Genomic DNA, 23,197 nt, shown 5'->3' on the forward strand with positions numbered 1-23,197 from the left:
GCGCTTGGCCGTCAAGCGCCGGCAGCTATTGCTTTTGATATTCCCCTACCCCGGTTCTGTTTGACCTGCCCCCATGGTGGCCGCCGGGGTGCCCCCGGTAAAATTGGCCCTTATGGCAAAAATAATCGTTCTGGCACTGGTGCTGCTTTTCTTTGGCTGCGGGCTGTACATGCATCTGCGCGGCAAGGTGCGCCACAAGGTGGTCAAGCAATTGTTTGACCACTCCACGTTCACAGCGCCGTTCAACGTCTTCATGCTGATGTTCAGCAAGGTGCCGCGCACGCCCTATCTGCCCACCAGCACCTTCCCCGAGCTGGCGCCGCTGCAGGCCAACTGGCGTGAAATCCGCGAGGAAGCCGTCAATCTGCAAAAGAACATGCAGATCAAGGCCGCCGCCAACAACGACGACGCAGGCTTCAACTCCTTCTTCAAGACCGGCTGGAAGCGCTTCTATCTCAAGTGGTACGGCGATGCCCACCCTTCGGCCATGGAGCTGTGCCCCAAGACCACGGCCCTGGTGAAATCGATTCCCAGCGTCAAGGCCGCCATGTTTGCCGAGCTGCCGCCCGGCGCCAAGCTCAATCTGCACCGCGACCCCTATGCAGGCTCGCTGCGCTATCACCTGGCCGTGCTGGCCCCCAACGACGACCGCTGCATGATCGAGGTCGACGGCCAGCCCTATAGCTGGCGTGAAGGCGAAGGCGTGATCTTCGACGAGACCTTTATGCACTGGGCCGAGAACCGCTCGGAAGGCAACCGCATCGTGCTGTTCTGCGATGTGGAGCGCCCCATGACCAATGGCTTTGCCCAGTGGCTCAATCACTGGCTGGGCAAGAACGTGGTGGCCGCCGCCAGCTCGCCCAACAACGAGGGCGATCCGCGCGGCATGATCAGCAAGCTGTTCAAGATCTCGTTCTATGCGGGCAAGTACCGCCGCGCCTTCCGCGACTGGAATCCGACCTTCTACAAGATCCTCAAGTTCGGCCTGATGATTGGCGTGCTGGTCTGGTTTATCTGGTGGTTGGTTTCTTGATAACCCCCTGAGGCGCTACGCGCCTTCCCCTGGCCGGGCGCCCCCAAGGGGGGACGGCAGCATCGCCGCAAGGGCGGCTCTTGCTCGCTGCCCCTTGCTTGAGGAATGCCTTATCAAGGCTCCCGCCCTAAATACAGAACAAGAAAGCCGCTGTGTGATGCATCAGCGGCTTTCTTGTTTCTGCGGTGCCCTACAGCGCCTTGCGCAGCGTGGTCGTCGGTATCTTGAGCTGCTCGCGGTATTTGGCGACGGTGCGGCGCGCGCACTCGATGCCCTGCTCTTTGAGCATATCGGCCAGCTTGGCGTCCGACAGCGGCTTCTTGGCATCTTCGGCATCGACAAACTGCTTGATCAGCGCACGCACGGCCGTGCTGGAAGCACTGCCGCCGGTTTCCGTGCCCAGGCCCGAGCCGAAGAAATACTTGAGCTCGAAGGTGCCCTGGGGCGTGGCCATGTACTTGGCCGTGGTCACGCGGCTGATCGTGGACTCGTGCAGACCCAGGGTGTCGGCGATATCGCGCAGCACCAGCGGGCGCATGGCCAGTTCGCCATGCACAAAGAAGTTCTTCTGCCGCTCCACAATGGCTTCGGAGACCCGCAAGATGGTGTCGAAACGCTGCTGGATGTTCTTGATGAACCAGCGCGCCTCCTGCAACTGCTGCTGCAGCGCCGCATGGCCGTCGCTGTTCTTGTGGCGGCGCAGCACGCCGGCATAGATGTCGTGCACGCGCAGACGCGGCATGACCTCGGGGTTGAGCTGCACGGAGAAGTCCACCCGGCCCGAGCCGGACCGCAGCGGGCGCACGATGACATCAGGCACCACGATATGGCGCTCCACGTCCACAAAGCGCCGACCCGGACGCGGCTCCAGCCTGGCGATCAGGGCCATGGCTTCGCGCAGCTGTTCCTCTCGCGCGCCGCACAGGCTGGTGAGCTTGCGCAGATCGCGCCGCGCCAGCAGGTCCATGGGCTGCGCGCAGATGGCCTGCGCCAGCAGCAGCCGGTTCATATGCGCCTCGGTCGTGCCCTCGTCCTCGGCGGTGCGGATCAGGTCGCGCAGCTGCAGCTGCAGGCACTCGGCCAGATCACGCGCTCCCACGCCCACGGGCTCCAGGCTTTGAAGCAGCTTCAGAGCAATGACAAAGTGCTGCTCCAGTTCCTCGCGCTCTTCCAGGTCGTCGCCGGCCAGGCTCTGCGCCAGCTCCTGCAGGGAATCCTCGAGATAGCCGTCGTCGCTGAGCGACTCGATGAGAAAGCGCAGCGCCGCCATGTCCGCCGCGCCCAGATGCAGGCTCAGCGCCTGACGATGGAGAAAGTCGGTCAGGCTCTGGTGCTCGCGCGCCAGATCGATGGCATCGGTTTCGTCATCGCCATCGCGGTTGCGCGTGGAGCTGCTGGCCGAGGGCGTATCCCACTCGCTGCTGGATTCGCCACCCCATTCCCCGTCCTGGCCGTCCAGGCCCTCGGCCTCCCAGTTCAGCGTTTCAGGGGTTTCGGGGTTTGATGCCTCCGCTACCGTTTCAGTAGCTTGTTGCGCTTGCGATGCATCTCTTTCAGCATGAATACCATCTGAAGTACTGTATTCACTGGCGCTATTAGCTACATCTACAGGAGCATCTCCCGCAGTTTCGGCCTCATCGCCCGCACGTTCCAGAAAAGGGTTGTCGACCAGCATCTGCTCGACTTCCTGCGCCAGCTCCAGGGTGGAAAGCTGCAGCAGCTGAATGGATTGCTGCAGCTGCGGCGTAAGCGATAAATGCTGCGAAACGCGTAGCGAGAGACCTGGCTTCATCGAGGCGCGGCCCCCAGACAATCATTGCAAACGCGCGCAGTGCTACGGGTTTGCCGCCGGGCCGCCCCAAGGCAAACCTCGGCGCAGCCGGTCAGGGCCCCTTCTGGGGGCAGCGACCGCACAAAGTGAGGGAGCGTGGGGGTCATCACATTCTGAAATGTTCGCCCAGATAGACGCGGCGCACATCGGCGTTCTCCACGATCTCCTCGGGCGTGCCTTCGGCCAGCACATGGCCGTCGCTGATGATGAAGGCGTGGTCGCAGATGCCCAGCGTCTCTCGCACATTGTGGTCGGTGATCAGCACGCCGATGCCGCGCTCCTTGAGGAAGCCGATGATGCGCTGGATCTCGATCACCGCGATCGGGTCGATGCCGGCAAAAGGCTCGTCAAGCAAAATGAAGCGCGGTTGCGTGGCCAGGGCGCGGGCAATTTCCACGCGCCTGCGCTCACCGCCTGACAGCGCCAGCGCCGGCGACTGGCGCAGATGCTCGACGCGCAGCTCCTGCAGCAGGCCCGTGAGACGCTTTTCGATTTCGTCGCGCGTCAGCGCCTTGCCCTGCTCGTCCTTTTGCAGCTCCAGCACGGCGCGCACATTGTCTTCCACGCTGAGCTTGCGGAAGATGGAGGCTTCCTGGGGCAGATAGGACAGGCCCAGGCGCGAGCGCTGGTGAATCGGCATGCCGCCCACCGGCTGGCCGTCGATGAAGATCTCGCCGCCGTCGCTGCGCACCAGGCCCACGATCATGTAGAACGATGTGGTCTTGCCCGCACCGTTGGGGCCGAGCAGACCGACCACCTCGCCTTTTTGCACGGACAGCGACACATCCTTGACCACCTTGCGGCTGCCGTAGGACTTGGCCAGATGTTTGGCCTCCAGGCGGCTGTCGGACTCGCCGCTGCGGCTGCTGGAGAAAGTCGGCTCGCTCATTTCTTCTCGTCGGCTTTCTCGCCGCCCAGCGTCATGCTCTGGCGCAGCTGCGTGGCAGGTGTTGCAGGCTTGGGCTGTGCCCCCGGCGTGCCGTCCTTGGGCGCCATGATGGCGCGCACACGGCCGCCCTGTCCCACGGAGGAACTCGGCAGGCCGCCGCTGGTCTTCTGGCCATCGACGGTATAGACGTCGGTGATGTTGTTGTAGACGATGATGGAGCCCGTGACCTGATCGCTGAGCTGACCGCCACGGTAGCGGCGCATCTCGCCACGACGGATGAACTTGACGATATCGGCCTTGCCGTCGTACTCGATGACTTCGCCTTCGCCCTCGATGAACTCCTCGGGCTGACCGGCCACGGTATCGCGCTTCTGACGGAAGAACGCTCGCTTGCCGGCCTCGGCCTTGATCACACCGTACTGATAGCCCTCGGCGTCCTGCCGCACATCGAGCTGAGCACCGCGCAGCACGATGGAGCCCTTGGTCATCACCACATTGCCAGTAAAGACACTGGTCTGCTGCAGCTCGTCATGACGCAACGCATCCGCCTCGATATTCATGGGCTTGGCGCTGTCGGCTTTTTCGGCATGGACAATGCCGGTCGCTGCTGCCAGGGCGCAGGCCAGCGCAAGAGGTAGGAGTGTTTTTTTCATGGAAGGCACGTTTCTTGCATCCATTGTAGTCATTCCCTTTTTGCAACTTGCGTAAAAAACACCCACAAAAAAGCCCGCACGGCGGCGGGCTTGTTGGACGTCAAACGTCACTGGCGTCTGCTGCCTGATCTCAGGCCTTGCGGCTGGAGGCGACCAGCGCATTGACCACGCGCAGCACATTGTCCATATTGCCGGCCTTGGTGCCGTCCGTGTAGTAGCGGCCGGCCACACCCATGGCGGGCACGCCTTCCACGTCATATTCGTTTTGCAGCTGAGCGGCCTTGCGCGCCTGATTGGCCACGGTAAAGGAGTTGTAGACCTCCTTGAACTTGGCCAGATCCACGCCCTGCTTTCCGACCCAGTCAAAGATGGCGTCATCGGTCTTGAGCAGATTGCGATCCACGTGGATGGTACGGAACACCTTGGCGTGCAGCTGGGGCAGCAGGTTCATGCCCTCCAGGGCGTAGTACAGCTTTTGCTGTGGCACGAAAGAGGCATTGAAAGCCACGGGCACGCGGCGCACCACCACATCGGCAGGCTGGCTCTTTGCCCAGGCTTCGAACTGGGGCTCGAAGGCATTGCAATGCGGGCAGCTGTACCAGAAGAACTCGACCACCTCGACCTTGCCGGCCGGCGCGCTCACGCTGGCGGGCTTGCCGAGCTTGATGTAGTCCTTGCCTTCCTTGGGCGCAGCGCCCTGGGCCCAGCTGGAGGAGGCACCCAGAGTCAGGGCACCGGCAGCAGCTGCCGAGGCAGCCAGAGAGAATTCGCGACGTTTCATCTAAACAAACTCCTGTATCAGGTCTGCAGTATCAGAGCCAACAGGCCCAAAAAAGTTCAGCGTTGTCAAAACTACCAATGGCACAAGCCAGAGGCCTCAAGCAAGGGCCGCCCCGCAGCTAAGCTGCAGTCCCCCGACGCGCAGCGCCTCAGGGGCCTTGTTATCTGGCCGCGCGCACCAGAGTCGAGTCCACGCCCGCACCGTCGAGCTTGCCCTTGAGCTGCTCGGCGTCGTCACGCTTGCTGAACGGCCCCACGCGCACGCGGAAAACGGTGATGCCGTTCTGCTCACGCTCGCTGATGCGCGACTCCCAGCCCAGCATGGCCAGCTTGGCACGCTGCGCTTCCGCTTCGCTCTGGCCGCGGAAAGCACCGGCCTGCACAAAGTAGTTGAACGCAGAGTCCGAAGAGGATGCCGTCTGCGCGGCCGCCTTTTCCTTGTCTGCACGCGCCTTGTCTGCCTTGTCGGCTGCTGCGGAGCGCTCCTTGACCAGATCACCCAGCGGATCACCCGATGCGGACTTGGCAGGCTTCTCCGGCGTAGAAGGTGGCGGCGGCGTGGTGACTCCGCCGGTTGCAGTAGGTTGTACCGCAGGTGTAGGCGGCGACACCGTCACATCGCTTGGAGGAACTGGTGGTGTCACCGGGGGCGGTGCAGGCTGGCGGCTCTGCAGCGGTGCGTTGGGGTCCCAGTTCTTGTTGCGCTCGGCCTCGGCCGCATCGCGCTGAGTGTTGTTTCCACCCTTGTTGAGGAAGGGCACCGGCACCTTGGTCACATAGATGGCCACGGCCAGGGCCGCAGCCAGACCGATGACCATGCCAAAGATAAGCCCCAGGATGGTTCCACCGCGTTGCTGGTTCTTCATATCAGTCGCTTAACGCTTTCTGCTTCAGTTATTCCATTCTCAGATCCATCGACCCCTGACAGGCAAGGCCGGCAAGGCGACCGATGGACAGGAAACTGGGATTACATGCGCTCGGGTGCGCTCACACCCAGCACCGCCAGACCATTGTGCAACACCTGGGCCGTGGCAGCGACCAGGGCCAGACGTGCGAGCTTGACCTTTTCGTCGTCCACCAGAATGCGCTCTGCGTCGTAGTAGCTGTGATAGCTGGAGGCCAGATCGCGCAGGTAGAAGGTCACGTCGTGCGGTGCGTTGCCTTCGGCAGCAGCGGTCAGCATCTCGGGGTACTTGGCCAGCAGCAGCATCAGCGCCTGGGCCTGTGGGCCTTCCAGAGCGGACAGGTCCACATCCTTGAGTGCCGCCAGACCTGCACCGCCGGCCTCCTGCCAGGCGCGCAGCACGGACTGGATGCGCGCATGGGCATACTGCACGTAGTACACGGGGTTGTCGTTGTTCTGGGCCACGGCCAGATCCACGTCGAAGGTGTACTCGGTGTCGGGCTTGCGCGAGAGCAGGAAGAAGCGCACGGCATCCTTGCTGGTCCACTCGATCAGATCGCGCAGCGTGACGTAGGAGCCGGCGCGCTTGCTGATCTTGACCTCTTCGCCGTTGCGCACCACGCGCACCATGGTGTGCAGCACATAGTCGGGATAGCCCTCAGGGATGCCCACATCGGCAGCCTGCAGGCCGGCACGCACGCGGGCAATGGTGCCGTGGTGGTCCGTACCCTGAATGTTCACCACCTTGGTGAAGCCACGCTTGAACTTCTGGATGTGATAGGCCACATCGGGCACAAAGTAGGTGTAGCCGCCGTCAGTCTTGCGCATCACGCGGTCTTTGTCGTCGCCGTAGTCGGTGGACCTGAGCCACAGCGCGCCGTCCTGCTCATAGGTCTTGCCGTTGGCGATCAGGCGGTTGACCGTCGCTTCGACATGACCGTTTTCATAGAGGCTGGACTCGAGGTAGTACTCGTCGAACTTGAGGTTGAAGGCCTGCAGGTCCTTGTCCTGCTCGTTGCGCAGATAGGCCACGGCGAACTGGCGGATGTTGTCGTAATCCTCGACATCGCCGTTGGCGGTGAACTCGCGGTCATCGGCCTTGATGGTTTCCTTGGCCAGGAAAGCCTTGGCGATGTCGGCAATGTAGTCGCCGTTGTAGAAATTCTTGGCCAGCGGGTTTTCGCTGTCGGTGGGCCAGCATTCGTCACCAGGCTTGAAGCCTTTGGCGCGCAGCTGGGTGCTCTTGGTCAGGGTGTCGATCTGCACGCCTGCGTCGTTGTAATAGAACTCGCGGTGAACCTTCCAGCCCTGGGTGGAATAGAGGTTGCTGATGGCGTCGCCGATCGCAGCCTGGCGGCCATGGCCCACATGCAGAGGGCCGGTGGGGTTGGCGGAGACGAACTCGACGAGGATGTTTTCACCGCGATCGGCCTGGTAGCCGAACTTCTGGGCTTGCGCCAGCACTTCGCGCACTACCTCCTGCTTGGCAGCAGGCTTGAGGCGGATGTTGAGAAAGCCCGGACCCGCGATCTCGATCGCATCCACCCACTGCTGGAAGGCGGCTGTAGCCTCCAGCGCGGTCTTGAGCTGCTCGCCCAGGGCGCGCGGGTTGGCCTTCAGAGGCTTGGCCAGCTGCATGGCCGCCGTGCAGGCGAAATCGCCATGGGCTGCCACTTTGGGGTTTTCAAACGCAGCGCGTGCGCCGGCGCCGGGCGAGAGTGTTTCGAGCTCAGCAGCCAGGGCTGCGAGCAATTCCTGTTTGACGGAGAGCATCGCGGGATTTTACGTGCCGGATTCAAGTCCTGCCGAATCGCTGGCGCCACACCCTTGTTCCTGGGCCGGTTCACAGGCTGAAGGGCGGTATCTGCATGTTTCGGCGGCCACACACAGTCATTGCGCAAATGGAAGTCATTCTCGCTTGAACCCCGAATGCAGACCATGCCCACGTTCAGCGGCGAGCTCAGCCGCGGCTGGAGCCAGTTTGCCGGCTACACCTTCAACCGCAACACCTGCGAGCGCGACATCAACCACCAGGATCTGGCTGTGATGCTGACGCTGCGCGGCACGTTCTGAATGCCGCAGACGTGAAAAAGGCCGCTTTGCAGCGGCCTTTGTCTTTTGTAGGGTCTGGGGGCAGATTACATGCCGCGCGCCCAGAAGATGGCAACCACGGCGATCACCGGCACCACATGGCCCTGCCACATCACCCATTTGCGCGTCTGCTTGATTTCCTCGGGCGCCGGCAGCTGACCGCTTGCATCCAGCGCCTTCTTCCAGCGGCGGAAGGTCAGCGTGGGCTTGAGCGAGAGCAAAAAGGCGATGACGAACAGCGTCATCTTGAGATGGAACAGCGGCGAGGCCGTATAGGCCCCCATGCCCTTGACGCCCCAGAGCAGGCGCGCAATACCGGTCAACAGCAGGATGACGGCGGCAATGCCGTAAATCATGTCCAGCCTGGCCAGGCGCTGCACCACGGCGGCATTCATCCATTCCATACGGCACAGGGCGGCCTGGCTGGTCAGAAACACCACCAGGGTCAGGATCGCCAGCAGATGGGCGCTGGCAAGAACAGCTTCAAAGGTCATGGCTTCACAGTAAAAAAAGGACGGGTTCAGCGGCCTGTATCAGGCCACGGCGACCGGTCCATTGTCTACCGTTTCAGGCCCGCTCAGATATCCACGCCGAGACGAAAGAAGTCCGGCTGGTTGTAGTGGTGCTTGAGGTAGTCGATCCACATACGCACGCGCAGCGGCATGTGCTTGCGCTGGGGGAAGACCACGAAGATGCCGTTGGGCGGCGCGGCAAACTCTTCCAGCACGGGCACGAGGCGACCGGCGGCGATCTCGGCCTCCACCTCCCAGGTGCTGCGCCAGGCAATGCCCCAGCCGCCCAGGCACCAGTCGTGCAACACCTGACCGTCGGAACAGTCCAGCGGGCCGCCCGGCTTGAAGTGCACGACCTCGCTGGTGCCGCTTTCGGGATGCGGGATGCGGAAGGCCCAACCCCGTGTTTGCGAGGCGTCGGACGACAGCGTCAGACAGTCATGCTGGGTCAGTTCGCTGGGGTGCTTGGGCGTGCCACGGCGCTCCAGATAGCCGGGCGTGGCCACGCACAGGCGGCGATTGTCGGCAATGCGCACGCTGACCAGGGCCGAGTCCGGCAGATCGCCCACGCGCACCGCGCAATCGAAGCCCTCGCCCGCCAGATCGACCACGCGGTCGCTGAGGTTCAGCGAGATGGTGACATCGGGGTGCAGGTCGCGGAAGCGCGGCACCAGCGGCGCCACATGGCGGCGGCCGAAACCGGCAGGCGCCGTGATGCGCAGATGGCCTGTGGCCTTGACGCCGCCGGCCGACACGCTGGCCTCGGCATTGCACACATCGGAGAGCAGGCGCTGGCAATCTTCCAGGAAGGCGCTGCCTTCGTGGGTCAGCGAGATGCGGCGCGTGGTGCGCACCATGAGCTTGACGCCCAGATGCTCTTCCAGAGCGTCCAGACGGCGCCCCATGATGGCGGGCGCCACACCTTCGGCCTTGGCTGCAGCCGTCAAGCTGCCCCTGGTCGCTACCGATACAAAAGACTCAAATGCCTTGAGTTTGTCCATGACCGCTGCTCCTGTCTGGTCCGTGTTGTCTCCTGCTGCGGTAGCGTGCACTACTAATACAAGAGCACATACCGCACAAGCAGTCTTGATTTCTCAAATGTTTTTATCGAAAGTTCTTTAAACAAGAGCGCTGACTGCTATCACTATAAAAGTCATCAATCAGCGCTGCATGCCTGTCCCGCATGCGACTTCATTGCGATATATCTTACTTAGAAGTCACAAGTTGCCGGTGAATCTTTGATGTTTATATATGTTTATATCAAAATTTACCGTTTTCCCTGAGGCAGGAATATCGCTTATTCGCTAGCGCCATGAGCTGTTGGGCAGAGCCAGGCGTTAAACCTATGATTTGCAAAACACATTTACAAATCCGCTGCCGCCCGCCGTCATGAGCTTTTCACCCGTTTCTGCCGCCCATCTGGCCGATCTGCTGGGCCGCTCCGGCCAGGGCTGTGCACTCTGGAATGCCGAAGGGCTGCTGCTCATGGCCACTCCCGCCTGGTGCCAATGGCTGGATGTACCCGAGGACGCCAGCCCCATCGGCCAGCCGCTGCAGGGTCTGCTGCCTGCCCAGATCTGGCAAGTCCACGGCCCGCGCTTTACGGCCGCCGCCCGGGGCTTGCACCAGGAATATGACGACATACGGCCCGGTGACTCCGGTTCGCAGCACCACCGCCGCATACAGCTCACGCCTGGTGCAGCCGATGCCCAGGGCCGGCACGAGGTGCTGATGCAGCTCAGCGACATAGGACGTGAATATGCGCGTGGCGAAGTCATTGCACGCCAGCGCGAGCAGCTGCAGGCCTTGCACGAGCAACTGCGCAGCAGCCGCCAGAACGCGGGCGAGCTCGGCAGGTTGCGTACCCTGCTGGACTGGCGCACGGCCATGCTGAGCGAACACAACGAGATGCTGCAGCTGCTCTCCCATGAGATCCGCCAGCCGCTGAACAATGCCTCGGCTGCCATGCAGGCCACGCTCAAGGCCATCGAAGATCTGCATCTGGCCGATGCCGCACCCGCCGCCAGGGCCTTGCTGCGCGCCGAGCATGTGCTGCAGCAGGTGATAGGCACACTGGACAACACCCTGACCGCCGGCACGATTTTGGCCGCGGGCGGCAAGGCCGGCGCCTCCAGCGAAACCGATCTGCCGACCTTGATCAAGCTGGTGCTGCACGATATTGCGGCCGACCTGCGCCCGCGCATCGATGTGCAATGGCTGACCACGGCACGCACCGTACAGCTGCATCCGGCGCTGATGCGGCTGACGCTTCGCAATTTGCTCAACAACGCCCTGGCCTATGCGCCCGCAGATACCCCGGTGCAGCTGCGCATCTCCGAGTCCGACGAACCGCTGGCACTGATTCTGGAAGTCGTGGACCAGGGCCCCGGCATTTCCGAGGAGCTGCTCCCGCGTCTGTTCGAAAAAGGCTCGCGCGGCAACCACAGCCACGGCCGCCCGGGCGCCGGCCTGGGCCTGTTCATCGTGCGCTCGGTCTTGCAGTTGCACCAAGGTACAGTACAAGCTCTGCCGCACAGCCCGCATGGCACGATCATGCGCCTGGTCATTCCCCAAGGTCTTGCCGAATGAGGTCCGCCGCCCATGCTGCCTGCCACTCTTGCCCTGGTCGACGACGACACCGAGTACTGCGAATTTCTGGCCCAGCATCTGCGCGGCCAGGGCGTGGAGGTCACGGCATACAGCGACAGCAGCGACCTGCTGACCGACGACGCACCCTATCGATTTGATTTCTATGTGCTGGACCTGATGCTGCCCGGGGTGGCTGGCACCGAGCTGCTGCGCATCATCCGCAAGCGCAGCCAGGCCGGCGTGCTGATTGTCTCGGGGCGCCTGGGGCCCGAAGTGTTTGCCGAAGTCATCAACGCCGGTGCAGATATGTATCTGACCAAGCCCGTGACCTTCGAGCAGGTGGAACTGGCCGTTCGCGCCGTGCACCGGCGCATCATGACCACGGCCCGGACGGCCACGGCCTGGAAGCTGGACAGCCGCCGCAGTCTGCTGACCGCCCCCGATGGCCAGAGCGTGGAGCTGGGCGCCACCGACCTGATATTGATGGAGTGCTTTTTGCAGGCCCAGGGCGAAACCGTCAGCCGCGACCATATCCGCAGCCTGCTGACCCATACCAGCGCAGCCGAGTCCGACAACAACCTGCACGCCACCATCTACCGCCTGCGCCGCCGCATCGAAAAGGCGACGCCCGTGGCCGTGCCGCTGCAGTCCCAGCAGAAAGTGGGCTACCAGTTCCGCGCCCCCTTGATCGCGGCCTGATCAATTCGGCGCGAAAAACAAGAACGGGCCTCCAGGCCCGTTGCGCGTCTTCAGACCGGCTGAATCACATGACGAACTTGGACTCCACATCCGAGACCTTGCGCCTGGCCAGGGCCAGGTTGGCACGGCCGTTGTCCAGCACGTAGTAGATGAAGATGCCGTTGATCTTCTCGGCAGGGCGCAGGATGTGATACTGCTTGCCCAGGGTGATCAGAATGTCTTCGATGCTGTCGTTCAGACCCAGGGACTTCATGGTCTTCATCTTGGCGCGCACCACTTCGGTATTGCCTGCGGCAGCCAGCTCCAGGTCCACGCCGGAACCTATGCTGCCCAACAGCATGCCGCTGTTGTAATCCACCACTGCCGCGCACATGGCGCCATCCAGGGTCATCAGATCTTGCAGGCTTTCGTTCAGATTCGCCATCAGGAGCTCCTTGGTAAAGATTGGCTGGCCGATATCGGAAGATGCTCAATTTGTTTCAAGATTAACAAATCATTTCTGAGCGCGGATATCGACTTATGACAGACAAAGCCTTGTCATTTGATTGCATGCACTTACTTCAGGAACAAAGATTAGACACGTGAAAACACCGTCCAATCTGCCGCCAGCTCAGGCCTGGCAAGCGATTGAAGCTATTGCTTCGGGAGAAACCTCGCGCCGCCTCCTTCAGGCTCTGCCATCTATTGCTGAGCCCGTCACCGCCGCAGCCGCCGCGCATACCGGTCAGAACTGACGAACTCTGGCGCCTTTGGTACGTAAAACGCATAAATTCCAGGAACTCCATATAAAAACATCATGAGTTCTGAACTATTTAGGCTATTTATGTACTCAAAAAATTCAAATACAGTCTCCCCACATGCTGCCCGTGATGGGCAACGACTCCTGAATCCCGAGACATCACAACCAGAGGTTTCCAATGACTGATCGCACCCAAGTCCACGGCCTGCAAGTCGCCACCGAGCTGTACAACTTTGTGAACACGCAAGTGCTGCCTGGCACGGGCGTGGACCAGGACACCTACTGGAAGGGCTTCGACGCCATCGTGGCCGATCTGGCGCCCAAGAACGCAGCCCTGCTGGCCGAGCGCGATCGCCTGCAGACGCAGCTCGATACCTGGCACAAGGCCAACCCCGGCCCCATCGCCGACATGGCGGCCTACCGCCAGTTTCTGACCAGCATCGGCTATCTGGTGGAGTCTCCCAAGGACGCCAAGGCCACGACCGAAAACGTCGACGCCGAACTGGCCATTCAGGCCGGCCCCCAGCTGGTGGTGCCCATTCTGAACGCCCGCTACGCGCTGAACGCCGCCAACGCCCGCTGGGGCTCGCTGTACGACGCGCTGTATGGCACGGACGCCATCAGCGAAGAAGGCGGCGCCGAGAAGGGCAAGGGCTACAACCCCGTGCGCGGCGCCAAGGTCATCGCATTCGCACGCAACTTCCTCGATCAGGCCGTGCCCCTGGCCTCGGGCTCGCACAAGGACTCCACCGGCTACGCCGTCGAAGGCGGCAAGCTGGTCGTGTCCCTGAAGGACGGCAGCAAGACCAGCCTGAAGGACGAAGCCAAGTTCATCGGCTACCAGGGCGATGCTGCGGCTCCCAAATCGGTGCTGCTCAAGAACAACGGCATCCACATCGACATCATCATCAACAAGTCCACCCCCATCGGCAGCACTGACGCCGCCGGCGTGGCCGATGTGGTGGTCGAGGCCGCTCTGTCCACCATTCTGGATCTGGAAGACTCCGTGGCCGCTGTGGATGCCGAAGACAAGGTCAACGGCTATGCCAACTGGCTGGGCATTCTGAAGGGCACGCTGACCGAGTCCTTTGAAAAGGGCGGCAAGATCGTGACCCGTGGCCTGAACCCCGACCGCGAATACACCGGCGCCGACGGCAAGCCCGTGAAGCTGCACGGCCGCTCGCTGATGTTCGTGCGCAACGTGGGCCATCTGATGACCAACCCCGCCGTGCTGTGGGGCCCCGAGCAGAAGGAAATCCCCGAAGGCATCATGGACGCGCTGGTGACTACCGCCATCGCCATTCACGACCTGAAGGGCGGCGCCAACGGCATCCGCAATAGCCGCACAGGCAGCGTCTACATCGTCAAGCCCAAGATGCACGGCCCCGCCGAAGCCGCCTTCGCGAACGAACTGTTCGGCCGCGTTGAAAAGGTTCTGGGCCTGCCCGAGAACACCGTCAAGCTCGGCATCATGGACGAAGAGCGTCGCACTTCTGTCAACCTGAAGGCCGCTATCGCTGCTGCACCCGCACGCGTGGCCTTCATCAACACCGGCTTCCTGGACCGCACCGGCGATGAAATGCACACCGCCATGTATGCCGGCCCCATGGTCCGCAAGGCCGACATGAAGACCTGCGCCTGGCTGCCCGCCTATGAAAAGAACAACGTGCTGGTCGGCCTGAACATGGGCCTGCGCGGCCGCGCCCAGATCGGCAAGGGCATGTGGGCCATGCCCGACCTGATGAAGGCCATGCTGGAGCAGAAGATTGCCCAGCCCAAGGCCGGTGCCAACACCGCCTGGGTGCCCTCGCCCACCGGCGCCACCCTGCACGCCCTGCACTATCACCAGATCAATGTGGCCGACGTGCAAAAGGGTCTGGAAAGCCCCAACGCCGATGCCGAGTGCGACGAACTGCTGAACGCCATCCTGCAAGTGCCCGTGTCCACCAACCCCAACTGGTCCGATGCGGAAAAGCAGCAGGAAGTGGACAACAACGTGCAAGGCATCCTCGGCTATGTGGTGCGCTGGATCGACCAGGGCGTGGGCTGCTCCAAGGTGCCCGACATCCACAACGTAGGCCTGATGGAAGACCGCGCCACGCTGCGCATCTCCAGCCAGCACATCGCCAACTGGCTGCAGCACGGCATCGTCACCGAAGCCATGGTGCGCGACAGCTATGCCCGCATGGCCAAGATCGTTGACGAGCAGAACGCCGGCGACGCAGCCTACAAGAGCCTAGTGGCCAATCCCGATGGCGCGGCCTATCAGGCGGCTCTGGACCTGGTGTTCAAGGGCAAGGAACAGCCTTCCGGCTACACCGAGCCTCTGCTGCACGCCTGGCGCCTGAAGGTCAAGGCCGGCGCCTGATTGCCGGGCAAGGCCGCTCCTGAACAAGGAGTGGCTCCCGCTTGATACCAATGGATTTGAAAGACATTTCCACCCGAATCCATTGATTCAATTGCGCAATCCGCTATCAAAATGCACTCCATGTCAGTACATCGAGTGCATTTTTCTTGGCCACGGCCCTAGTGGTGCGGTATGGCTTCTACACTGCTGCCATGCCCACCGATCCCCTCATAGACGCCAGCCGCTGCCCTCTGTGCGGCCAGCCCAACCAGTGCGCCATCAGCGCCGGCCTGCCGCCGCAGAGCTGCTGGTGCATGCAGGCCCCGGTTTCACCGGACGCACTGGAGCGGCTGCCCGCAGACGCACGTGGCAAGGCCTGCATCTGCCCCGCCTGTGCGCGGCCGGTCGCCGACGATTCCACCCCTGCCTGATCCTGCGCTCACCGCCTTGCAGCTCGGGCATTCAACATCAGCAAGGAGACCTTGATGCCCACCTATCGCATTGAACTGTTTGAAGGCCGCAGCGTTGAACAAAAGCGCAAGCTGGCCGAAGAAATCACCCGCGTGACCACCGAGGTGCTGGGCAGTGCCCCCGAGTCCGTGGACATCATCATCACCGACGTGCCGCGCCACAACTGGGCCACCGGCGGCAAGCTCTGGTCGGAGCAAAGCTGACCGACCCGCACGCGGCCGAGGCCGTCCTGGGACGGCTCTTGGCCAGCCCGGCCTTATGATGGGCCTCTTTTCCCAACCCCAAGCCAGCAAGGAAACCTGCACATGCCCACCTACCATGTCGAAATGATGGAAGGCCGTACCGTCGAACAAAAGCGCAAGCTGGTCGAAGAAATCACCCGCGTCAGCGTTGAAGTGCTGGGCGGCTCGCCCGAATCGGTGGACATCATCATCACCGACATCAAGCGTCACGACTGGGCCACCGGCGGCAAGCTCTGGCTGGACCGCGAATAGGCCATCGCCGCCCTCTTGCGCAAAGCAGCTTAGGCTGCTTTTTTCATGCTGGCTTGGCAGCGGTTGACGATCTCTGCCATGCAGCACCATCATTGACGAAATCATCCATAGATTCTTGGGCTATAAAGCTTTTTTGCTTGAAAGATATGACGAAGCCATGTGCCAGCTGCTTGGAATGAACTGCAACACGCCTACCGATGTGCGCTTTAGCTTCTCAGGCTTCACGCAGCGCGCAGGCAACACCGGCGACCACACAGACGGCTGGGGCATCGCCTTCTTCGAAGACAAGGGCCTGCGCCACTTCGTCGATCACGAACGCGCCGTCGACTCCCAGATCGCCAAGCTCATCCGCGAATACCCGATCAAGAGCACCAACGTCATCGCCCATATCCGCAAGGCCACCCAGGGCGTGGTCAGCCTGCAGAACTGCCATCCCTTTGTGCGCGAGCTCTGGGGACGCAACTGGGTCTTCGCGCACAACGGCGATCTCAAGAACTTTGCCCCCAAGCTGCACGCCCACTTCCAGCCCATTGGCAACACGGACAGCGAGCAGGCCTTCTGCTGGATCATGCAGGAGCTGTGGAAGTCCCATGCGGGCGTGCCCAGCATCGAAGAGCTGACCCACACCCTGCGCGAGCTGGCCGCGAAGATCGCACCGCACGGCACGTTCAACTTCCTGCTCTCCAACGGCGAGGCGCTCTGGGCCCATGCCACGACCCACCTCTGCTACATCGAGCGTAGACATCCCTTCACCCAGGCACAGCTGTCCGACGAGGATCTCAGCGTGGACTTCTCCCGCGAAACCACCCCCCAGGACAAGGTGGCCATCATCGTCACCGCCCCTCTGACACAGAACGAGCAGTGGACTCCCTTCCAGAGTATCCGTCCGGCCACCCCATCTACCCCGAATGAGCAATTGCAAGCACCATCGTGTCCACGTAAACCATCGTGCACACCATGTCTCAAGAGATCCCCAACTCGCGCTCCCGTGTCCCCCGCACACGCCGGGTCTACAGCGCGCAATTCAAGGTTGAACTGATCGCCGCGTGCCAGCAGCCCGGCGCATCAATTGCCGCCACAGCACGTGAACATGGCATGAATGCCAATGTGCTGCATCGCTGGCTCAAGGAGCATCGTCTGGGCCTTCACCAGCCCACCTGCGATACCGCGCATGCTGTGGCGTCCGGCATCGCCCCGCACTGCGACGATGCAGCGGCTGAGCCAATGGCCAATGCACAGCCTGTTCGTGCCCCGGCGCATCTGCCTCATGCCAGCACCGTGCCCGCCTTCATCGCGATGACGCTGGGCTCGCCGGCGATGGGGCCTCAGCCAGCGGGTGCGCAAGCTGCCCCAAGTGCTGCATCGGCAACTCCCTCATCAGACATCCGCATCGAGTGCTGTCATCACGGCACCCTCGTGACGGTCAATTGGCCGGTGGCCGCTGCTGGCGAGTGTTCCCGCGCATTGCAGGGTTTGCTCCAGGTGCTGCGGCAATGATCCGTATCGACGCTGCCTGGCTTGCCACGGCCCCGCTGGACATGCGCGCCGGCACCGACACGGCGCTGGCCCGGGTGGTCAGCGTGTTCGGTGCTGCCCACCCTCATCACGCCTACCTGTTCGCCAACAGACGCGCCAACCGCATCAAGGTGCTGGTGCACGACGGCATCGGCATCTGGCTGGCCGCTCGCCGCCTGCACCAGGGGAAGTTCGTCTGGCCGGCGCCAGGCAATGAGCAGTGGCAGTTGGAGCCTGTCCAGCTTGACGCCCTGGTGCTGGGCCTGCCCTGGCAACGCATGGGAAACGCCGGCATTATCACCATGGTCTGAAGCCGGCGCGCAATCGGTGGATCTGCGCATGGCAGCGCAGGGCCTTCCTTGGCACACTGGCTGCCATGGTGGTGCAGCAACAATCCCTGAACAATCTCAGCGCAGAGCAACTGCGCGAGATGGTTGCCAGCCTCATGGGCCACGTGAGCGACAAGGACGCGCAAATCGCCCGCCACCAAACCGAACTCAAGCACAGCCAGGCGCTCAACGCCAAGCTCACCCACGAGAACGCGCTCTTGAAGCGCATGAAGTTCGCGGCCCAGTCCGAGCGCTTCAACGCCGAGCAGCGCAGCCTGCTTGAAGACGAGATCGAGGCCGACCTGGCAGCGGTCGCCGTCGAGATCGAGCAACTGCAGCCGCCTGCGCCAGCGCCCCAAGCCAAACAACAACCCAAGCGCCAGCCGCTGCCGGCCAACCTGCCGCGGCGCGAGATCCGCCACGAGCCTGAGTTGACTACCTGCGCCTGTGGTTGTGCGATGAAGCGCATCGGTGAAGACGTGGCCGAAAAGCTGGACTATGTGCCCGGCGTGTTCACGGTGGAGCGCCACATCCGTGGCAAGTGGGCCTGCGCCAAGTGCGAGACCATCACCCAGGTGCCGGTCGAGGCGCATGTGATCGACAAGGGCATCCCGACTGCGGGCCTGCTGGCCCAGGTGCTGGTGGCCAAGTACGCCGACCACCTGCCCCTGTACCGTCAGGAAGCCATCTTTGCTCGCGCAGGCTTGGGCCTGCCTCGCTCCACCCTGGCGCAGTGGGTGGGCACCTGTGGCGTGCGACTGCAACCGCTGGTCGATGCGCTCAAGGCGGAGATACTCAGCCGCAGCGTGCTGCACGCCGACGAGACGCCGGTGCAAATGCTCAAGCCTGGCAAAGGCAGCACCCACCGGGCTTACCTGTGGGCTTACGCACCAGGCGCCTTCGAAGACATGAAGGCCGTGGTGTACGACTTCTGCGAGTCAAGAGCGGGCGAGCATGCGCGCCACTTCCTGGGCGATTGGAAGGGGGCACTGGTCTGCGACGACTTTGCTGGTTACAAAGCCACGATCGCCAACGGTGTGACCGAGGTGGGCTGCCTGGCGCACGCCCGGCGCAAATTCTTTGACTTGCATGCGGCGAACAAAAGCCAGCTTGCCGGGTTCGCGCTGGAGCAGTTCGCCAAGGTTTACGACATCGAGCGCGAGGTCAAGGAGCTGAACGCCGATCAACGCAAAGCCATTCGTCAGCAGCACACCAAGCCGATCCTGGATGCGTTACACCAGTGGATGACATTGCAGCGGCAAAAGCTGCCAGACAGCTCGGCGACTGCCAGGGCCCTGGATTACAGCCTGCGGCGCTGGACTGCACTGACGCGCTTCGTTGATGACGGGCAACTGCCCGTGGACAACAACTGGATCGAAAACCAGATCCGGCCGATTGCCATTGGACGCAACAACTGGCTGTTCGCCGGCAGCCTGCGCGCGGGCCAGCGTGCGGCGGCGGTGATGAGTCTGGTGCAGTCGGCACGCATGAACGGGCATGACCCCTATGCCTACCTACAGGACGTGCTCACCAGGCTGCCCACGCACAAGGCCAGCCGTATCGACGAGCTCTTGCCGCACCGCTGGCAGCCCACCGACATCTGATCGTCAGCCATGGTAGCCATCTGCGGTCAACATGGGTTTGCCGTGCGCTTACCTTCCAGAACGGCGAGCTGCGCGTGTTTGTGCATGGCCAGGCCGCACCATACTGAAGTGCTTCAGGCTGACTGCTGAAGAATAAAAAGAGAGCGCCAGGCGCTCTCTTTTTATGGGGTTCCGGTATTTTTGTAGCCGGAATGCTTTGACACCCTGCGGCAAGCGCTCCTCGTTTCGAAGCGCCCAATAAAAAACCCCGTAATCTTTCGACTACGGGGTTTTCACTGTAAGAGCCTGACGATGACCTACTTTCACACGGGAACCCGCACTATCATCGGCGCAAAGTCGTTTCACTGTCCTGTTCGGGATGGGAAGGAGTGGTACCAACTTGCTATGGTCATCAGGCATAAACTTTTTGTCAGATTGACAGCGCCTCGATTAACTTCTTAATCTCGCTCACCTTCAATCCAACGAATTCATAGAGTCTTCAATCAGCTTTTCGATTGCGCCTTTTCGGCATAACTAGAACTTGCGTTCTGTCTTTCATTTTCCAGGCTTACCCAAAGTTATAGGGTCAAGCCGCACGGGCAATTAGTACTGGTTAGCTTAACGCATTACTGCGCTTCCACACCCAGCCTATCAACGTCGTGGTCTACAACGACCCTTCAGGGGGCTCAAGGCCCCGGCAGATCTCATCTTGAAACGAGTTTCCCGCTTAGATGCTTTCAGCGGTTATCTCTTCCACACTTAGCTACCCTGCGATGCCACTGGCGTGACAACAGGTACACCAGAGGTGTGTCCACTCCGGTCCTCTCGTACTAGGAGCAGGCTTCCTCAAATCTGCAGCGCCCACGGAAGATAGGGACCAAACTGTCTCACGACGTTTTAAACCCAGCTCACGTACCTCTTTAAATGGCGAACAGCCATACCCTTGGGACCGACTACAGCCCCAGGATGAGATGAGCCGACATCGAGGTGCCAAACACCGCCGTCGATATGAACTCTTGGGCGGTATCAGCCTGTTATCCCCAGAGTACCTTTTATCCGTTGAGCGATGGCCCTTCCATACAGAACCACCGGATCACTATGTCCTGCTTTCGCATCTGCTCGACTTGTCAGTCTCGCAGTTAAGCACGCTTATGCCATTGCACTATCGTCACGATGTCCGACCGTAACTAGCGTACCTTCGAACTCCTCCGTTACGCTTTGGGAGGAGACCGCCCCAGTCAAACTGCCTACCATGCACTGTCCCCGATCCAGATAATGGATCCAGGTTAGAACCTCAAACGCACCAGGGTGGTATTTCAACGTCGGCTCCATGCGATCTAGCGACCGCACTTCAAAGCCTCCCACCTATCCTACACAGATCCGTTCAAAGTCCAATACAAAGCTACAGTAAAGGTTCATGGGGTCTTTCCGTCTTTCCGCGGGGAGATTGCATCATCACAAACATTTCAACTTCGCTGAGTCTCAGGAGGAGACAGTGTGGCCATCGTTACGCCATTCGTGCAGGTCGGAACTTACCCGACAAGGAATTTCGCTACCTTAGGACCGTTATAGTTACGGCCGCCGTTTACTGGGACTTCAATCAAGAGCTTGCACCCCATCATTTAATCTTCCAGCACCGGGCAGGCGTCACACCCTATACGTCCACTTTCGTGTTTGCAGAGTGCTGTGTTTTTATTAAACAGTCGCAGCCACCAATTTTTTGCAACCCCTTTGAGCTCCATTTGTACAACTTCACTTACTTGGGGTACACCTTCTCCCGAAGTTACGGTGTCAATTTGCCGAGTTCCTTCTCCTGAGTTCTCTCAAGCGCCTTAGAATACTCATCTCGCGCACCAGTGTCGGTTTGCGGTACGGTCGTCAATAGCTGAAGCTTAGTGGCTTTTCCTGGAAGCAGGGTATCACTCACTTCGTCTGCAAGCAGACTCGTTATCACGCCTCATCTTAGCTCTCCGGATTTGCCTAAAGAGCACGACTACACGCTTGAACCAACATATCCAACAGTTGGCTGAGCTAACCTTCTCCGTCCCCACATCGCACTATTGATCGGTACAGGAATATTGACCTGTTTCCCATCAGCTACGCATCTCTGCCTCGCCTTAGGGGCCGACTCACCCTACGCCGATGAACGTTGCGTAGGAAACCTTGCGCTTACGGCGAGGGGGCTTTTCACCCCCTTTAACGCTACTCATGTCAGCATTCGCACTTCTGATACCTCCAGCATCCGTTACCAGACACCTTCACAGGCTTACAGAACGCTCTCCTACCACGCACAGTAAACTGTGCATCCGCAGCTTCGGTAACTGGCTTAGCCCCGTTACATCTTCCGCGCAGGACGACTCGATCAGTGAGCTATTACGCTTTCTTTAAATGATGGCTGCTTCTAAGCCAACATCCTGACTGTTTTAGCCTTCCCACTTCGTTTCCCACTTAGCCAATTTTAGGGACCTTAGCTGGCGGTCTGGGTTGTTTCCCTCTTGAGTCCGGACGTTAGCACCCGGTGCTCTGTCTCCCAAGCTGTACTCGTCGGTATTCGGAGTTTGCATAGGTTTGGTAAGTCGCCATGACCCCCTAGCCTAAACAGTGCTCTACCCCCGACGGTAATACTTGAGGCACTACCTAAATAGTTTTCGGAGAGAACCAGCTATTTCCAAGTTTGTTTAGCCTTTCACCCCTATCCACAGCTCATCCCCTAATTTTGCAACATTAGTGGGTTCGGACCTCCAGTACCTGTTACGGCACCTTCATCCTGGCCATGGATAGATCACTTGGTTTCGGGTCTACACCCAGCGACTAGTCGCCCTATTCGGACTCGATTTCTCTTCGCCTCCCCTATTCGGTTAAGCTTGCCACTGAATGTAAGTCGCTGACCCATTATACAAAAGGTACGCCGTCACCCCTAAGGGCTCCGACTTTTTGTAAGCATACGGTTTCAGGATCTATTTCACTCCCCTCCCGGGGTTCTTTTCGCCTTTCCCTCACGGTACTGGTTCACTATCGGTCGATGATGAGTATTTAGCCTTGGAGGATGGTCCCCCCATATTCAGACAGGGTTTCTCGTGCCCCGCCCTACTTGTCTGCAGCCTAGTACCACCGATCGGTTTTCACATACGGGACTATCACCCACTATGGTCGGCCTTTCCATGCCGTTTTGTTAACTGATCGACTATCACTGCAAGGCTCTTCCGAATTCGCTCGCCACTACTATCGGAATCTCGGTTGATGTCTTTTCCTCTGGGTACTTAGATGTTTCAGTTCTCCAGGTTCGCTTCGTGCACCTATGTATTCAGTGCACGATACCTCTTGCGAGGTGGGTTCCCCCATTCAGAAATCTCCGGATCAAAGCTTATTTGCCAGCTCCCCGAAGCTTATCGCAGGCTATCACGTCTTTCGTCGCCTATCATCGCCAAGGCATCCACCATATGCTCTTAGTCACTTGACCCTATAACTTTGGACTCTCTTAGCGAGAATCAAAGCCTGGTTTCAAAGACTGGTGAGGTCTTGCACCTCACGCGTTATGCCGTAATGTGAATATCTTTGGCTGCATCTTTCGATGCAGCTTAGAGAATATTCGTCATTACTAGATAAATTTGCATTCGCAAAATATCTGTTTTGACGCAATCAAAATGTTGCTGGCGGCACGGTGAGTATTTTTCAACTCTTTCCACCAGCAACGCTGATTTCGACTCTATGAATTTTTAAAGAACAGCCAATTGATCG

The 23,197-nt window shown here is 60.6% G+C and carries 21 protein-coding genes, 2 rRNA genes and 1 pseudogene; 13 read left to right on the forward strand and 11 right to left on the reverse strand.

Features of this window, described 5'->3' with window-relative positions; genetic code table 11:
- The first annotated feature begins 112 nt into the window (after positions 1–112).
- On the forward strand, positions 113–1,033 hold the full coding sequence (locus MPZ60_RS23695; protein WP_080746150.1) for an aspartyl/asparaginyl beta-hydroxylase domain-containing protein: 921 nt from the start codon (positions 113–115) through the stop codon (positions 1,031–1,033).
- A 190-nt stretch (positions 1,034–1,223) separates the two neighbouring features.
- Here MPZ60_RS23695 and MPZ60_RS23700 read toward each other — a convergent pair whose 3' ends face one another.
- The 6 genes from MPZ60_RS23700 to argS all read right to left on the reverse strand — a co-directional run bounded on the left by MPZ60_RS23700 (position 1,224) and on the right by argS (position 7,863).
- A complete protein-coding gene (locus tag MPZ60_RS23700; protein WP_034355230.1) occupies positions 1,224–2,825 on the reverse strand; it encodes an RNA polymerase factor sigma-54 in 1,602 nt (533 codons plus the stop codon).
- A gap of 145 nt (positions 2,826–2,970) precedes the next feature.
- Positions 2,971–3,753, reverse strand: coding sequence for an LPS export ABC transporter ATP-binding protein (gene lptB, locus MPZ60_RS23705; protein WP_034355232.1), 783 nt, complete (start codon positions 3,751–3,753; stop codon positions 2,971–2,973).
- A complete protein-coding gene (gene lptA / locus MPZ60_RS23710; protein WP_003068194.1) occupies positions 3,750–4,406 on the reverse strand; it encodes a lipopolysaccharide transport periplasmic protein LptA in 657 nt (218 codons plus the stop codon). The genes lptB and lptA overlap by 4 nt, the downstream gene beginning before the upstream one ends.
- Positions 4,407–4,536: 130 nt before the next feature.
- Entirely contained in the window at positions 4,537–5,187 is a 651-nt protein-coding gene (locus tag MPZ60_RS23715; protein ID WP_034355235.1) for a thiol:disulfide interchange protein DsbA/DsbL, read from the reverse strand.
- Positions 5,188–5,347: 160 nt separating this feature from the next.
- The gene (locus MPZ60_RS23720) at positions 5,348–6,052 is read right to left on the reverse strand and encodes an SPOR domain-containing protein (protein WP_034355240.1); all 705 of its coding nucleotides are present in this window, start codon (positions 6,050–6,052) and stop codon (positions 5,348–5,350) included.
- A gap of 101 nt (positions 6,053–6,153) precedes the next feature.
- A complete protein-coding gene (gene argS / locus MPZ60_RS23725) occupies positions 6,154–7,863 on the reverse strand; it encodes an arginine--tRNA ligase (RefSeq protein ID WP_003068188.1) in 1,710 nt (569 codons plus the stop codon).
- Between the two features lie 156 nt (positions 7,864–8,019).
- On the opposite strand from argS, the gene MPZ60_RS23730 reads away from it, so the two are divergent.
- Complete coding sequence (locus MPZ60_RS23730) at positions 8,020–8,163, forward strand: hypothetical protein (RefSeq protein ID WP_156507088.1); 144 nt, start codon at positions 8,020–8,022, stop codon at positions 8,161–8,163.
- A 65-nt stretch (positions 8,164–8,228) separates the two neighbouring features.
- Here MPZ60_RS23730 and MPZ60_RS23735 read toward each other — a convergent pair whose 3' ends face one another.
- Both MPZ60_RS23735 and MPZ60_RS23740 read right to left on the reverse strand, forming a co-directional pair.
- Complete coding sequence (locus MPZ60_RS23735) at positions 8,229–8,675, reverse strand: DUF2214 family protein (RefSeq protein WP_034355242.1); 447 nt, start codon at positions 8,673–8,675, stop codon at positions 8,229–8,231.
- An 83-nt stretch (positions 8,676–8,758) separates the two neighbouring features.
- Positions 8,759–9,694 (reverse strand): LysR family transcriptional regulator, encoded by a 936-nt coding sequence (locus MPZ60_RS23740; RefSeq protein ID WP_034355246.1) that lies wholly within the window; start codon positions 9,692–9,694, stop codon positions 8,759–8,761.
- Positions 9,695–10,082: 388 nt separating this feature from the next.
- Between MPZ60_RS23740 and MPZ60_RS23745 the strand changes: the two genes are divergently transcribed.
- The gene (locus MPZ60_RS23745) at positions 10,083–11,282 is read left to right on the forward strand and encodes a sensor histidine kinase KdpD (protein WP_034355248.1); all 1,200 of its coding nucleotides are present in this window, start codon (positions 10,083–10,085) and stop codon (positions 11,280–11,282) included.
- A gap of 12 nt (positions 11,283–11,294) precedes the next feature.
- The gene (locus tag MPZ60_RS23750) at positions 11,295–11,981 is read left to right on the forward strand and encodes a response regulator transcription factor (RefSeq protein WP_034355251.1); all 687 of its coding nucleotides are present in this window, start codon (positions 11,295–11,297) and stop codon (positions 11,979–11,981) included.
- Positions 11,982–12,045: 64 nt separating this feature from the next.
- On the opposite strand, the gene MPZ60_RS23755 is transcribed toward MPZ60_RS23750, so the two are convergent.
- Positions 12,046–12,405, reverse strand: a complete 360-nt coding sequence (locus MPZ60_RS23755) for a hypothetical protein (RefSeq protein ID WP_003068180.1) — start codon at positions 12,403–12,405, stop codon at positions 12,046–12,048.
- Between the two features lie 493 nt (positions 12,406–12,898).
- On the opposite strand from MPZ60_RS23755, the gene MPZ60_RS23760 reads away from it, so the two are divergent.
- The 9 genes and pseudogenes from MPZ60_RS23760 (at position 12,899) to MPZ60_RS23800 (ending at position 19,480) form a co-directional block, all read left to right on the forward strand.
- On the forward strand, positions 12,899–15,088 hold the full coding sequence (locus MPZ60_RS23760; protein ID WP_034355254.1) for a malate synthase G: 2,190 nt from the start codon (positions 12,899–12,901) through the stop codon (positions 15,086–15,088).
- A gap of 191 nt (positions 15,089–15,279) precedes the next feature.
- Positions 15,280–15,498, forward strand: a complete 219-nt coding sequence (locus MPZ60_RS23765; protein ID WP_034355383.1) for a cysteine-rich CWC family protein — start codon at positions 15,280–15,282, stop codon at positions 15,496–15,498.
- 54 nt (positions 15,499–15,552) lie between these two features.
- Positions 15,553–15,741, forward strand: coding sequence for a 4-oxalocrotonate tautomerase (locus MPZ60_RS23770; protein ID WP_003060526.1), 189 nt, complete (start codon positions 15,553–15,555; stop codon positions 15,739–15,741).
- 102 nt (positions 15,742–15,843) lie between these two features.
- Entirely contained in the window at positions 15,844–16,032 is a 189-nt protein-coding gene (locus MPZ60_RS23775) for a 4-oxalocrotonate tautomerase (protein WP_003060524.1), read from the forward strand.
- A gap of 157 nt (positions 16,033–16,189) precedes the next feature.
- Positions 16,190–17,071, forward strand: coding sequence for a class II glutamine amidotransferase (locus MPZ60_RS23780; RefSeq protein WP_242881953.1), 882 nt, complete (start codon positions 16,190–16,192; stop codon positions 17,069–17,071).
- A pseudogene (locus tag MPZ60_RS23785) lies at positions 17,071–17,124 on the forward strand (hypothetical protein); the annotation flags it as partial. The gene MPZ60_RS23780 and the pseudogene MPZ60_RS23785, both read left to right, overlap by 1 nt.
- Positions 17,125–17,127: 3 nt before the next feature.
- Positions 17,128–17,529 (forward strand): hypothetical protein, encoded by a 402-nt coding sequence (locus tag MPZ60_RS23790; protein ID WP_242882098.1) that lies wholly within the window; start codon positions 17,128–17,130, stop codon positions 17,527–17,529.
- Positions 17,526–17,858 (forward strand): IS66 family insertion sequence element accessory protein TnpB, encoded by a 333-nt coding sequence (gene tnpB / locus MPZ60_RS23795; RefSeq protein ID WP_157667094.1) that lies wholly within the window; start codon positions 17,526–17,528, stop codon positions 17,856–17,858. The genes MPZ60_RS23790 and tnpB overlap by 4 nt, the downstream gene beginning before the upstream one ends.
- A gap of 65 nt (positions 17,859–17,923) precedes the next feature.
- The gene (locus MPZ60_RS23800) at positions 17,924–19,480 is read left to right on the forward strand and encodes an IS66 family transposase (RefSeq protein ID WP_242881682.1); all 1,557 of its coding nucleotides are present in this window, start codon (positions 17,924–17,926) and stop codon (positions 19,478–19,480) included.
- Positions 19,481–19,763: 283 nt separating this feature from the next.
- On the opposite strand, the gene rrf is transcribed toward MPZ60_RS23800, so the two are convergent.
- Positions 19,764–19,876: ribosomal RNA gene (gene rrf, locus MPZ60_RS23805) — 5S ribosomal RNA — on the reverse strand.
- A gap of 165 nt (positions 19,877–20,041) precedes the next feature.
- Positions 20,042–22,919: ribosomal RNA gene (locus tag MPZ60_RS23810) — 23S ribosomal RNA — on the reverse strand.
- Between the last annotated feature and the right edge of the window lie 278 nt (positions 22,920–23,197).

The sequence above is a fragment of the Comamonas sp. 7D-2 genome, assembly GCF_022749555.1.
In the GTDB taxonomy this organism is placed as follows: domain Bacteria; phylum Pseudomonadota; class Gammaproteobacteria; order Burkholderiales; family Burkholderiaceae_C; genus Comamonas; species Comamonas thiooxydans.